This is a genomic window from Emticicia sp. W12TSBA100-4, assembly GCF_040253585.1.
GTDB lineage: Bacteria > Bacteroidota > Bacteroidia > Cytophagales > Spirosomataceae > Emticicia.
The window spans coordinates 54211-68817 of the sequence record NZ_JBELAU010000001.1 but is presented as its reverse complement, the minus strand read 5'-3'; the positions used below and the strand labels follow the sequence as shown (position 1 = coordinate 68817).

10 protein-coding genes are annotated in these 14607 nt (G+C 33.7%); 6 read left to right on the top strand and 4 right to left on the bottom strand.

What is annotated here, in order from left to right:
* The first annotated feature begins 2 nt into the window (after positions 1 to 2).
* The 6 genes from ABR854_RS00350 to ABR854_RS00325 all read left to right on the top strand — a co-directional run bounded on the left by ABR854_RS00350 (position 3) and on the right by ABR854_RS00325 (position 8253).
* Positions 3 to 1796: a sensor histidine kinase gene (locus tag ABR854_RS00350; RefSeq protein WP_350263358.1), complete on the top strand. Its 1794-nt coding sequence runs from the start codon at positions 3 to 5 to the stop codon at positions 1794 to 1796.
* 7 nt (positions 1797 to 1803) lie between these two features.
* Positions 1804 to 3720 (top strand): sensor histidine kinase, encoded by a 1917-nt coding sequence (locus tag ABR854_RS00345; RefSeq protein ID WP_350263357.1) that lies wholly within the window; start codon positions 1804 to 1806, stop codon positions 3718 to 3720.
* A 169-nt stretch (positions 3721 to 3889) separates the two neighbouring features.
* Positions 3890 to 4420, top strand: a complete 531-nt coding sequence (locus tag ABR854_RS00340) for a DUF2975 domain-containing protein (RefSeq protein WP_350263356.1) — start codon at positions 3890 to 3892, stop codon at positions 4418 to 4420.
* Positions 4421 to 4431: 11 nt separating this feature from the next.
* Positions 4432 to 5085, top strand: a complete 654-nt coding sequence (locus ABR854_RS00335) for a DUF2975 domain-containing protein (protein WP_350263355.1) — start codon at positions 4432 to 4434, stop codon at positions 5083 to 5085.
* Between the two features lie 4 nt (positions 5086 to 5089).
* Entirely contained in the window at positions 5090 to 5305 is a 216-nt protein-coding gene (locus tag ABR854_RS00330) for a helix-turn-helix domain-containing protein (RefSeq protein WP_350263354.1), read from the top strand.
* A 362-nt stretch (positions 5306 to 5667) separates the two neighbouring features.
* On the top strand, positions 5668 to 8253 hold the full coding sequence (locus ABR854_RS00325; protein WP_350263353.1) for a TonB-dependent receptor: 2586 nt from the start codon (positions 5668 to 5670) through the stop codon (positions 8251 to 8253).
* A 59-nt stretch (positions 8254 to 8312) separates the two neighbouring features.
* Here ABR854_RS00325 and ABR854_RS00320 read toward each other — a convergent pair whose 3' ends face one another.
* The 4 genes from ABR854_RS00320 to ABR854_RS00305 are packed head-to-tail and all read right to left on the bottom strand — an operon-like array spanning position 8313 to position 14533.
* Positions 8313 to 9728 carry a hypothetical protein gene (locus ABR854_RS00320; protein ID WP_350263352.1) on the bottom strand — a complete coding sequence of 472 codons (1416 nt, stop codon included), beginning with the start codon at positions 9726 to 9728 and terminating at the stop codon, positions 8313 to 8315.
* 59 nt (positions 9729 to 9787) lie between these two features.
* Complete coding sequence (locus tag ABR854_RS00315; RefSeq protein ID WP_350263351.1) at positions 9788 to 10330, bottom strand: RNA polymerase sigma factor; 543 nt, start codon at positions 10328 to 10330, stop codon at positions 9788 to 9790.
* Positions 10331 to 10362: 32 nt separating this feature from the next.
* Entirely contained in the window at positions 10363 to 11313 is a 951-nt protein-coding gene (locus ABR854_RS00310; protein WP_350263350.1) for an Ig-like domain-containing protein, read from the bottom strand.
* Between the two features lie 52 nt (positions 11314 to 11365).
* Positions 11366 to 14533, bottom strand: a complete 3168-nt coding sequence (locus ABR854_RS00305; protein ID WP_350263349.1) for a T9SS type A sorting domain-containing protein — start codon at positions 14531 to 14533, stop codon at positions 11366 to 11368.
* Positions 14534 to 14607 lie beyond the last annotated feature (74 nt).

Sequence of the window (14607 nt, the reverse complement as noted above, 5' to 3'; positions counted from 1 at the left end):
GAATGTTTAGGAATACTCTCTTTTTTCTGATTTTTATTTTGCAGCCAATTTCATTAATGGCTCAGAAAACAGTATTCCTACATAGTAGCCTGAAAGACTCCATTCATTTATCAGAATCGGTTAAGCAAGTATTTTTGATTTCTAACGATACTGATACGTCTGAAACGTATTACCTTTATATAGCGAGTAATGATGTTGTGAAACTTCATGAAATAGGCTCTGGTTATAATTTTCAGTTCAGTTCACTCATGATTTCTGACTGGGAAACCGATGGTATTCATTCTTATACTACCATAAAAATTCCAAAAAAGCAAACGAAAACCTTCTATCTGCAATCTATTTCGCATATATCACCATTGGTGTCTGCACTAAATAATTTTCAGCACATACCTTCCAATAAATTCATCTTATATAAAAAAGACATTTTTGAAAGGTATTTATTTCATTTATCTGAAAAGTATAAAAAAGAAAATAACTCAACTTTGGTAATTCTTGGAGCATTGGGGTTTGTAAGTATCTTTTCGAGTATTCTACTCATCAAATATCGTAGCAAACTATTGGCATTTTATACGATTTACGGTCTAAGTAATTTCTCTTTATTGCTCTCAAAAATTATTCTTCATAACTGGATTAATTTTCAAACACCTCACTCGTTTAGTTTTATATCCTACCTTCATATACCCGAATGTTTCCAAATGCTTGGAACTTTAGCGTATTTATTTTTTTTAGTTGAATTACTCGATTTAGCTAAGAACTACCCAACTTTTACTAAAACAATCAAAGTATTAGCCGTACTCATCGCTTTTTATGGTTTATTAGACCCCGCCCTACTATTATTAAGCCATAGTATCGAACTACATGAAAAACTCTTCATTTTTTCGGGGGTAATACTATTCCCTTATTTAGTTGGAATTTTATTTTGGCTTAATTTTAAAATCAACCACTCCTTGATAAATTACATCGTGTTTGGTAATATTTCTTTATTGTTTCTACTTTTTATGGCCTATTTACGGTTTGGGCCATTGGCTTCTGTATTTAAAATACCTTGGCTTGATGTTGTTTTTACGATGCCTTTTGCAGTGCTAATTGAGATGCTAATCTTTGCTTTTGCTATTGCCACAAAACTTGAACAGGAGCGTCGCCAAAAAGAAAATATTGAGAAACAAATGATAGAGATTGAAATGATGGCACTACGCAGCCAAATGAATCCACACTTTATCTTTAACTCACTCAACTCGGTTCGATACTTCGTAATTTCAGACCAGAAAGATAAAGCAAAAGATTACCTTTCAAAATTCGCTAAATTACTTCGCACAATTCTGACTTATTCTAAGGAAAACACCATTTCATTGAGCAACGAACTTGATGCCATCAAACTTTATTTAGAAATAGAATTAGGTAGATTCGATTCAAACTTCGATTATTCAATAGAAGTAGATGATGAAATAGAAACGGATTCAATTCAAATTCCGCCACTTATCTTACAACCGTACATCGAAAATGCGATTATACACGGGCTAAGAAATAGTGAAAAAAGAGAAAAAAGCCTAAAAATAAGTATATTGCAGAAAAACAATGATGTGGTCGTAATATTGATTGAAGATAACGGAATTGGGCGTAAAAAATCGGGAGAACTCAACCAAAAAAGAGAAGTCATGCACCAATCGCTTGGCATCGAAATTACAACTAAGCGTATTGAAGTACACAATCAACATTATCAAAATAAACTTAGTGTATCAACGTTTGACCTCCTGACTGGTACGCTTGTCGAGGTTTCGATACAATGTCAGTTGTAGATTTTCGATGAATAGATTTGCTTTTATATTACTGCAAATTATTTTCCTTTTTGCCAACCAAGCGTGGGCAAAGGCCGATACTTTGCGGCTAAACGATGACAAAAACGCTTCTATTCATCAGAAAAGTGAAGTATTTGTTAGCAATCCAAAACAAACAATTGAGCAGATAAAAAACGAAAAAAATTGGCAAACGCTCACTACTGATTTCAAAATACCAAAAAATACAGTTCTATGGATTCATTTTTTCATTGAAAATCCAACAGATAAAACTCAGCAAATTTTTATCCGAAACCCTGACAACGAAATCAGCGAATATTATGTTTTTGAAAATAAAAAATTAGTCAATAAAATAACAAATGGAGAATTCATTTCCACTTGGGGAATGAATGAAAACCAAGTAGTCGGAGTTGATAATTTTTCAATAAAGGGCAAAGGAACTATTGAAATTTATATCAAGTCCAGTCATTATCAAGGCTTATTACCTTTTTTGAGGCTTTTTCCTCAAAAAAGCCTCCGAACTTCATATTATCTAAAGACCGAAAAACAGCATAGTCTTTGGCTCAATCAATATTATAACCATAACCTCAACGAGCTTCAAATACGGGCTTTTTATCAAGGTGGATTGGGTGTAATATTCATCATAATTTTATTGATCTACTACCGAAATCGCAGCGAAAAACTCTATAAATATTACCTTTTTTATGTATTTTCTGCTTTTGTTTTTACTCTAATCAAAAGTCGGGCATTTACTTATGTTGGCAAAGTTGTTGGAACAGTTCCACTCATTAAAGTTCACGGTGGCGAAGCAGTTATGTGGCTTGGTTTTGCAGCCTATTTGGTATTTGTTGCAGAACTATTAGACCTTCGGAAAAATCATCATAAGCTTTATAGGTTTATTATTAACACCAATAAAGTCTTTATATTCTATGGAATTAGCATATTTTTATGGCTAATTCTAACAAACGACTCGGGGCTTCAAGCAAAACTTTTTATCATTACTCGCATTCCTCTGCTCATTATTTATATCGGAATTTTGATTTTCACAGCACGAAAAGTAGAATCTTCGATGGTCAAATATGTAGTATTAAGCAATGGAATCTTAATTATTTTTGGGCTTACTGCATGGCTTAAAGCTGGGCTGCTCAACCAACAAGTTTGGTACGGAGTCTTCAATCACTTATTTACGCTTCCGTTTGCAATTTTACTCGAAATCATTGTCTTTGCATTGGCAATTGCAAAAAAAATCGGTGATGAACGCCAAGCCAAAAATGCTCTCGAAAAGAAAGCAATCGAAGTAGAAATGATGGCTTTGCGTAGTCAAATGAATCCACATTTTGTGTTCAACTCCCTCAATACGGTTAGATACTTTGTACTTTCTGACCAAAAGGAAAAAGCCAAAAATTATCTCGCAAAATTCTCGAAATTGCTTCGTACAATTCTAAGTTATTCTAAAGAAAATACCATTTCACTCAGCAATGAAATTGAAGCAATCAACCTTTATATTGATGTGGAATTAGGGCGTTTTGAATCAAATTTCTTTTATTCGATAAACATTGATGAAGAAATAGACCTTGATTCTATTATGATTCCTCCTCTCCTGCTTCAACCATTTGTAGAAAATGCCATTATTCACGGCTTGCGAAACAGCGAAAAAAACGAAAAAAACGAAAAAATTTTAACCATAAAAGTATCTCAAACCGACGAAAGATGCCTCGAAATTAGTATAGTTGATAATGGTATTGGCCGCACTAAAGCTCACGAGATTCAGTACAATCAAGATATATTGCACAAGTCTTTTGGTACGTCTATCACCAATCAACGTATCGAATTATTCAACCAAAGCTACGCCAATAAAATTAGAGTTGAAACGACCGATTTAGTTACTGAATCTGGTACAGTAGTACTTATACAAATCAATATTTAGTCTTTCTAATTCATTCTTCTACTCAATTTCCTTTCAATTGAGAAATATCTCTATACTCGAAAACCTCTGCTTATCAATATATATTTAATAAAAAACATTATTTATTTATTGTTTATCAATAAATAAATTTTACATTTGTGCTATCAATCACATTTTTATATACATTTTTATGAAAACGCAAACCAAAACAATCTTAGAAATTATCAAATACTTGGCCCTCATCGGAGCTATCGGTTTTTCGATTGAATGCGGCAGTCAACTTATTTCATTTATCATTAGTTTTTCAAATCCTGAATTTGCAAAAAAAATGTATTTGGCTAATAAAAGTATTTTTGAGCTACGTAGTCAAAACCTTATTTATTTCTATTTTGCAAAATCGTTGGTCATTGCCTTCGTGGCATTAAAAGCTCATATTTGGTATTATTTATTTGATTTTCTGCATAAACTCAAACTAAAAAATCCTTTTACTGACGAGGTTGCTACCAAAATTCAAAATATAAGTTACTATTTATTTGGCCTTTGGATAATGGCAGAAATTGGCAATGGTTACTTCGATTTTATTTCTAAGCGTACTGATATTGATTTGGTCAATCATTTCAATCACGGAGAATATTTCTTTATGGCGGGCATTGTCTATATTATTGCCCAAATCTTTAAGCGTGGTGTTGAATTACAAGAAGAAAATGAATTAACTGTTTAACATTTACTATCATGAAAAAATACTCAATCTTCAATATTACGCAAGCAATTGTCAATATTCATTTTTTTCTCTCTGTGGTATCAATATTTTTTATTATTATTTTATCATTATTAAAAAAGACCGAAATTCCTCAAAAAGATGGAAAACTCCTAAATTTGCAAGGAAAGTACATAAGTATCAAAGCAGATTGGGACATTGCAAAAGATTATAAATACAAAAACGGTGATAAAATTTCGCCAACTTATTATTTAGAAAAAAACAAAGAAGCTGGTTTGTTACACATCAAAGCTGATGATAAAATTGCAATCTTCATTATAATTCATAATCTTTTGACCTTTGCTTTATATATAATTATTGCATATTTATTGAAAGAAGTTTTCAATTCGATTAATCCCAATAAGTCCTTTTACATCGAAAATGCTAATCGAATTAGAAATATTGGTTTGTGCCTTCTCATTGGTGGAGTATTAAATCTACTACATGGATATTTTTTATCAGGCTATGTAAATCAAGTAATAAAAGATTTCGGCTTCATGAAATTTCAGACAATTAGCATTATATTTTATTACCAAAATAGTTTTTTTATGGGGTTTTTAGTATTAGCACTTTCACAGGTATATAAACGAGGCGTAGAGCTTCAAGAAGAAAACGAATTAACAGTTTAGAAAGATGCCCATAGTAGTAAACCTTGATGTGATGCTTGCACGACGGAAAATGCAACTATCCGAACTCGCCGAAAAAGTTGATATTACGCTCCCCAACCTTTCTATTTTAAAAACTGGAAAGGCCAAAGCAGTTCGTTTTTCGACCTTAGAAGCCATCTGCGACGCCCTAAACTGCCAACCTGGTGATATTTTAGAGTTTGTAGCAGAAACAAAAGAATAATATTAAATAATTTTAAGAATCCACGCAACGCTTCTTTTCAGAATTGCATCTACTACTCAAAAGCTACTTTTAGAGCGATAGACCGTTCATCCTAAAATAAAAACCACTTATGTAATAACAATTACCTTGTATTACAAAGTACCGATATATTTGTCACAGAAATTATGAAAAAGCAAACAACATTCAATTGAAAAGCGTAAAAACTGCCTCAAAACTTTTAGGGTAGTTTATCAAAACTCTCAGAGATTGTAACTCGCAAGATATTTTTTGCATCTAATAATTGAATTCACAAAAGGTCTGACGACACGTCTAACCGAAAACCAAAGAAAAACGAAAAAAGCTATTACTTAACAATTACAAAAATGAAAAAGTTATTACTTACAATGCTACTCGCATTTGCGAGCGTGTTCACCTTTGCCCAAACTAACGGAGTTTCATACAAAGGTAAAATTTCGGGAAGCCTCTTCGACGAGAAAAAACAAGCCCTCCCCTTCGCCAATGTTTTATTACTAAAAGCCAAAGACTCAACGCTTGCCAAAGGTGCTGTGAGTGATTTAGATGGAAAATTTAGTTTTGAACAAATAGCAGTTGGCAACGATGCTCAATACATCGTATCGATTTCGATGGTGGGTTATAAGAGATATTTCTCGCCAAAAATCATCTTAAATAATGAAAATCTGGAAGTAAAGCTTTCGACAATTCAGTTGAATTTAGATACACAGAATCTCAAAGAAGTAACCGTCACGGCAAAAAAACCATTCATCGAGCAAGCAGCCGATAAACTAATTGTAAACGTTGAAGGTAGCATTGTGGCCACTGGAAGTACAGTTTTAGAGGTTTTGCAAAAATCACCAGGTGTAACAGTCGATAATAATGACAATATCAGCGTAAAAGGCAAGCAAGGAGTGTTGGTTATCATGGACGGAAAACCTACGTATATGTCGCAGAGTGATTTGACTAACCAGCTCAAAAACATGAATAGCGACCAAATCGAAAAGATTGAAATCATCTCAAATCCATCGTCTCGCTATGATGCCGCTGGAAAAGCCGTAATCAATATCGTGACTAAGAAAAACAAGAATTTTGGTACAAATGGAAGCATCTCGGCGGGATTTTCGGCCAGTTTTCCTCCTTATTTATCGAAAGGTTTAAACGAAGATTTTAGTAAAGTTGAAACAGTAAAACCTGGTATTATGCCCAAATATAATACAAGCTTGAATCTCAATAATCGCCAAGGGAAATTCAATACTTTTGCTAATCTTACTTTTTCAGATAATCAACGCTTCAATAATAACGTTTTTGTTCGTGATTTAGGTGGCAAGATCTTCGAGCAATATGCTTATCGTTATAACGCCAATCAAAATTTTAGTTACAAAGTTGGAACAGATTTTTATGCAACTAAGAAAACAACATTGGGTGTTTTGGTCAATGGAAGTGTTGGTTCGTGGCAAAATAAACCAAACTCGCCAAATATAAACACTACTTATATCAAACGTTCTGGTAATAATGTGCCAGATTCGAGTTTGGTTACTACCGCAAGTACGTTGAGAACTTGGAAAAACGTGACCTTAAACGCTAACTTTAAGCATACTTTTGATTCGACAGGTAAAGAACTAACAGCCGATGTTGATTATTCGACTTACCAAAACTTAGGCATTGAGCGAGGAATGGTGTCGAGATTTTATAAGTATATCGACCTAAAAGAAGTAGAATCAAACGCACCGCTTAATATTACGAGCAATACACCAAATCAGTATAATATCATTGCGTTAAAGGCTGATTATGTGCATCCGTTGCCAAAAAGTAAAGCTAAATTAGAGTTTGGAGCAAAAAGTAGCTGGGTAAAATCTGACAATGATATTCGTTTTTTTCAGAATGGAGAAGTTGATAAAGGACGCACAAACTACTTCATTTATAACGAAAACATCAATGCAGCTTACGCAAACTTTAGTAAAGAATTGAGCAAGAAATTTAATATTCAAGCAGGTTTACGTATGGAACATACGCATTCTGTAGGAAAATCAGTTACTCTGGACGAAAAACGTGAACGTAACTACGCTCAATTATTCCCAAGTGTATTCTTGAATCAGACGATTAATAAAGATAATCAGATTTCATATTCATACAGCCGCCGTATCGAACGCCCTGATTATGAGTCGCTTAACCCATTTGTTTATTTCCTTGATCCATATACTTATCAACTCGGTAATGGCTATTTAAAACCGCAATACACCAATTCATTTGAGCTAACACACTCTTTCAAACAAGCCTTCGTAACGAGCATTGGGTATAGCGTAACAAACGATTTTATGATCGAGGTTATCAAGAATGCGATCAATGACCCTGAGGTTTTGGCTAAAATCAAGAAATATAATAATATTCAAGGAATTGACCCTGAGAAAATTACTTTTGCCACACGTGAGAATATCGCTAAATTTGAAAACATTAATGTCAACTTCAGTGTACCGATTCCGATTACAAAATGGTGGACAGCACAAAATAATATCTCGGTTTTCTATAATAGATATTCAGGACAATTATTGGAACAAAACCTCAATGTTGGACAAGTGGCCTACAATGGTTATACAAACCATAGTTTAAAATTACCCAAAAATTTGACGGCTGAAATTTCAATGTGGTATAATTCGCCAAACGTATATGGTATGATGCGTGGGAATGCCCAATATGCAGTAAATGCAGGCTTACAGAAGAGTTTTTGGAACAAAAAGGCTAACTTGAGATTAAACATCAACGATATTTTCTTGACTAATAAGTTTGTAGGAAAGACTGACTTTGCAGGCGTAAAAATGAACCTCAGCAACCGCTGGGATAGCCGTTCTGCACGCTTGACGTTTACATATAAATTTGGTAATCAGAATGTAAAAGCAGCTCGTCGCCGTAGCACAGCAACTGAAGCTGAGCAAAGCAGGGTTAAATCTGGCAATTAAGAATTGAATAAGTTTCTAATAAAAACCTGTGAAGGAAGTCTTCACAGGTTTTCGTTTTTTTAATCTTGCCGCAATAAACTCACGCCCATATTCAACCCGAATCCCGTAGTATGATACATGAAATGATTATCAATAGATTCTTGAGAAGAAAGTGAAATCACAACCGAAGGTTCAAGCCACAAAGCAACCCTATTGTTGACTGGCTTACTGATACGATAGCCGATTCGACCATTAAAGACTGGTTTATTCAAAGCCGAGGTCTGAACACCCGCTCTAAAACCCACTGAAACAGCGTGAAGCTTCTTCACGGAATACAACAAATCACTTTGTAGCTCTACATATTGCCAGTTTTTTTGCTCAATATTTATACTATTTACGGGTTGTACTTCAATATTTAATTCATCAATCACTTTCACCACTTTCTGGCTATTATTTGTTAATCCATAACTAAAATTTGATTTTCCTGCCATAAAACTAAGCCCTGTACGAATATCGAGTTTCTTACCTAATGGATAAACAACTCCCAATTGAGCTGCAAAACTTAGTCTATTAGACGAACTATTGAAATCTTTTACCACAAAATTATCGGCTCTATTCGGCGAAAAAACATAATAACTCAGCATTGGACTAACATTTGCATAAATTTCGGTTGGTGGAATAAATACTAAACGGTCTCGACGTGGTTCTTCAAATGCAAAAACTGCTTCGCTTTGAGGTAACACTGGTACATTTAAAACTTTATTAACTGACTGAATATCAGTATTTTTTGGCATTAAAAAAGCAAATTGATCACTAAATAACTTAGATTTCTCAGTGCTTATTGTAGTTCTTTCTTCGGTAGTCTTTGTAGTATTTTGTGGAGAATTTGGGTTAGAAGAAACAAGTTCTGAGCCATTTATTATGGTCTGATTTTGTGTTTTTGATTCAAAACCTTGATCTACTTGCTCTTGTTTGGCTAAAGTTTCAAATGAAAAGGTTTCTTTTTTTAGTTCTTCAACTTTTGGTTCATTAATGGTTGGTTCATTTTCATTAAAAGTTTTACTTGCAATGAAACGTTCTCTCGTTTCAGGCGTCGTAATTATTGTTTTTACCTGTTTTTCAGCAGCATTTCCCGCTTCATTAGTTTTTTCAGATGTTGCGTTTATTAGCGTGCTATTTTTAGTTAAAAGTTGTGTAGCTTGAGTAGTTTGTTTTTTCTCCCCAACTGGTGTAGATTTAGTGATTTTAGTAGATTGTGATTTAGTAATATCAAAAAAAGTTGAGAATAAATATCCTCCTCCCAATAAACCGAGCAAAATACTCGCTGCAATTCCCATTGAGCGATAGTTATTCCACCAAAAAACAATCGGACGTCTTTCGGGTTCGGGGGTAATTCTCTCCTGAATTTTATTCCAAACCGCATCATCAGGCATTTCTTCAAAATCCTGAAAACGCTCGTGGTATTCTTTTTCTATGTTATCTTCAAAATTTTCCATTTGTAAATAGTTATTTGTTACTGTGTAACTGGTAACTTATTTTCATTAAACATTAATCATCACGCCCTTACTCCCATTTCTTCGAGTTTTTTCCTGAGAATTTTCTTGGCAAAAAATAATTGAGATTTCGATGTTCCTTCAGTAATATTGAGTTTCTCACTAATTTCTTGGTGCGAAAAACCATCAATCACAAACAAATTGAAAACTACTCTCGCCCCATCGGGCAATTCATTCACAGCCATCAATAATTCTTGATTACTCATCTGACTTATCACATTATCGTTTTCCCAATTTCCTGTTGGAATATCTGGTATTTCCTCAATATTTGTCAAACTTACCTTTTTATGATAGTAATCTATGCACACATTCACGACAACTCGCCTAATCCAAGCACTCATTTGTTCGGCACTTCGCAGCTCATTTAGATTTAAAAATATCTTTACGAATGCATCTTGAAGTAAATCTTCAGCGTCTTCACGACTTTGGGCATAACGGCGGCAAATACCAAAAAAGCGACCTTTATACTGATGATAAAGTGCCGCTTGTGCCTTAGAATCTCGTCGGAGGCACCCTTCTAATAATTCACGGTCGTTTGACTGCACAAAAGCTGGGTAATAGTGTAGGCTATATGAATTTAATTAAAATTGATTGTTACTTTCGCTTTTATAAATACTTTTTCGGCTCGATAAAGTCCATATTCAAAAGTCTGAATTCCTTTCGGAATAGTACCTGATTGATAGTAAATCACCGATTTATCCGCATTATTTTTCCCAATTCTAAGTGTTCCAATTATTGGATTTGTAATAATTTTCAGTGTTGCTTGTTGATAAATCGTACAAATTTTATCATTCTGCAAAACATCTAAAGCTAAATCTGTATTAGGTGAATAGCTCAAAACATTGACTATATCATCGGTCATTCCGTTCGTACAATCCTTTGATTCTGAGACACTTACCTCTACGGGAGCTACTGGATTTTTGTTATTATTGATACCTATTCGATAGAAAAAAATATCTTCGCCTATAAAATCAGGGTTTGGTGTATAAACTACTTTTCGGTCAATAATCTCAGCTTTTCCGTTAGTGGGTTGAATCTCAATTCTCAAAGAGTTTTCACCAATCAGGCTACACGTTTTGTCATTGTCCATCACGTTTATTTCGGCTGATTTTCCAGTTTCGGTTGTTGCCTTATCTCCGAGTGTTCCTGCATAACATGGCAAATTTGCTTGATTCTGCACAAAATTTATCTTTATTTCTTCGCTTACCGAGCTCCCATTGGCCACCTTTCCACTTATAACGAAAGCATCATTTGTAGCCGTAGAATTATTTGCACGATAAAATACAAAGCCATTTCTGATAAACTTCGCTTCTCCACTTACTGGCAATTGACTTACTACCAACGAACTGGCCGACTTCAACTTGTCAAAAGCCGTTGGGTCAATGCTCAAATTAGATTCGGCCAACGTATAGAAAACATTCGATGTGTTTTCATCAAAAACTACTGGATTCGCTACGCTATCTTCTCTTGCTACATCGCAAGAAAACACAAACATAAATACCAATAATATGGAGAATAGTCGAACCATTTTTGCTTCTTTTATGTACTGACTGTTAATTTTGAAAAAGGTTGTAATGGTTTTAATTATTTTTTATGACTTTTTTCACCACTCGCTTTCCTTGCATCTCAAACACCAAAAAATATATACCCGCTTGAAAGGTTTTTAAATCAATAGACTGACTATTCGATGCTAAAAAATCATAATTCCCCATCAATTTACCCGAAATATCGGTCATTTTCACTTCAATGGGCATATTTATTTGCGAAGGAATTGAGACAAACAGTCTTTCTTCGGTCGGATTTGGATAAACTTCAATATTGAAATTGGGGTTCTCTTCCCCTACGGCGAGTATGGTTTCAACACTTATTCTGACGGCATTAGTAGTGGCAACACAACCAAATTTCTCAAGCTGCAACATATAATTTCCCGTTTCATTTACCTCTAATGTTTTCTGAGTTGCTCCAGATAGTTGTTTTGAATCTTTCAGCCATTGCAAATTTACATTTGAGCAGCTTTCGACACTTAGTACGGCTTTTTCATTTGGATAAATTGATTTTTTATCGGCTACTATCAAAGGGGGATTTATCAATAGAAATTTTTCATATTCGTCAGACGTACAACCCTTTAGCGATATTTCATCAGTTTCATTGATACAACCATCATTTCTTTTTACAATAGCTTTGTAGCGAGCTTTATCTTTAATAAAAATCTCGCTCGAAGTCTGTTTTTCGATTGGAACATCATTCTTTGTCCATGTATAAGAATATCTGGGATTTTGCTCTGTAAAAACCTTAAATGAGTCAACCACACACCCAGAACCCGCAAAAGCATAGCCTAAATTGAGTTTAAAATCATTTTTCTTCTCAAATGTAGTAAATGAATTGTAAGTGCATGTTTTTCCTGTATTGGGTTCTTTATATTGTACCGAAAATGTATAATATCCACTTTTGTTGGCATTATAAAATGGTTGTGTAGCTTCTGCAATTACTTTATCATCAACTCTCCAAATAATACTTTGAAAACCATATCGCTGAATAAATGAATCATCAACTTTCAATAATGCTTTCGCTCCACATACATCTTCTATTTTAGTAATCGGTAATGATTTTGGAAAATCTTCTATTACGATTTTGTATTTACCCGTTGAATAAGCTTGATTACGTGAAACTACAAAAATAATAGCATGGTATTCACCAGAAGTAACCGCTCTAAAATGCTTAAAAGTTGAATCTTTGACAGCCAAACCATTCTGATACCATTGATACCTTAAATCATTGTTTGGAAAAACTTGATTATTAATAGTAGCAATCAGGTTTGGCATCGGCTTACAAATATCGCCATCATCATAGGTTACTGCTTTAGTAACATTAAGGACTAAACCATCTTTTATAACAAGCTCATTCGATTCCTTCACGATTCCATTATCAAAATATTGTTTTGCTTTGTAAGTTCCCTCTAAGCTATATGTATGAGAATAATTATTATTTACTCCAACTAATAACTCCCCATCTAAAAACCATTCAGTTTTAGGTACTATTGAGTTTAACACAATTGTATTAGGATTGAATGAACTGGCTGATAATATTGGCGGGTAATTATCCACTGTTTGAAAAATAGGAATACTATTCGACGAACTAACTTCACAAGCCGAGTTAGTCTTATTTATCAACTTCAAGCTGTAATAGCCTGGCTCTTTTGTTTGAAACGATGCTTGTGTTCCATTTAAAATTGCCTCACCATTTTTATACCATTGATAATTGAAGTTTTTATTATCTACAACAGATTTAGCAATACTTAAAATATTAGAATTATCTCGCTCAATTGGAAATATATCATTACTACAGCTATTGCTATTTAATTCCATCTTTTTTAGCAAGGATGACGTTGTATATGTAGTTCTGCGTGTAAAACCATCTTTAAAGCTTGATATTAGAATTTCGTTTTGTGAAGTGAAAGCCATCGAATTCCAAATTGTTAACCCATCTCCAACAGAAGCAGGAGAATCTGAAGCATATAGTAATTTACCTTCTGTACTATACTTGACCATATACTGTATTCCCTTAAAATAGTTACCCTTAAACTTAATATCCTCACCTATATTCAAATAATCCATAACAATTCCAATAAAATAAGGCTCTCCTGCATTATTTAACTTTAGAAATCTAACTGCATCACCATATTGATACACATCAAAAAGATTCCCCCCATAAGTCATATTTCTCACCCATTCGATTTTTCCTTTATTACCTTCAATTTTAGTGATAAATATATTTTCATTCAACTCTGATTTTAAACTCACTTGCAAGGTGTCAAACTTAGCTTCATTTGAAACTACACCCGCCAAATAAATATTTCCAAAATCATCTGCCTCTATCGCATTACTATTGTCCCTTTGACTACTTCCGATTGCTTTTGCCCACAAAACTTGCCCATTTGGGTCAAATTTAGCATAGAAAATATCTTTATAGCCTGCTGATTGCAGTTTAATATTGTCATTCAATATGACGCTCCCTGTAAAATTACCTGATAAAAAAATATTATTATTCTTATTTACTGTAACTAAGTTTACTTCTAATTTTTCATCAAATCCTTTTGCCCAAATAAAATTACCATTTCTATCCAATTTCAATAAATATGGTTCTGGGTTCTGTCCAACTGCTTTTAAAACTTCCTTTCCTCCAACTTCCAAACTTTTTTGGTATCTCCCTAAAATATATAAATTTCCATCTTTGTCAATTTTTGGTCTGAACGACGCCTCATCGCTACTACCGACATATTTCTTAGCCCACTTTAGTTTTCCATCACTCGCATATTTTGCCACAAAAATATCTCCTGTCGGACTATCAAGAGTCGTATTTTCATCAAACTGCAATACTTGCTGCAATTTCCCTATTACATACACATTACTGCTATCATCAAGCACCGAGTAAGCAAAACTATACCTTGAAGCAGTCTTTCTCTGAATAGTTTTAAGCCAAACTACCTCTTTTTTTTCGTTTAATTTAATACAGAAAAAGCCAGATGCACTTGGCAAGTTATATTTGACTTGGTTAATATACAATGACCTTATTTCTCCTAAGTCATTACTATAATTACCAGTCAGAATACGGTTATTACTTTTATCTATTTTTACATCTAAAATATTACATCGAGAGAAATCTCCATCTACACTCATTTCAACCTCTCCCTGTCCAAAAGTCAAGTGAAACACATTACAAAAAATAAGTACGATATAAATATATTTCATACATTTTGAGATTATAGAATTCATTACTATATCCTTTGACTGAAAGTATTATTAAAAGGTTGTAAAGCCCATAA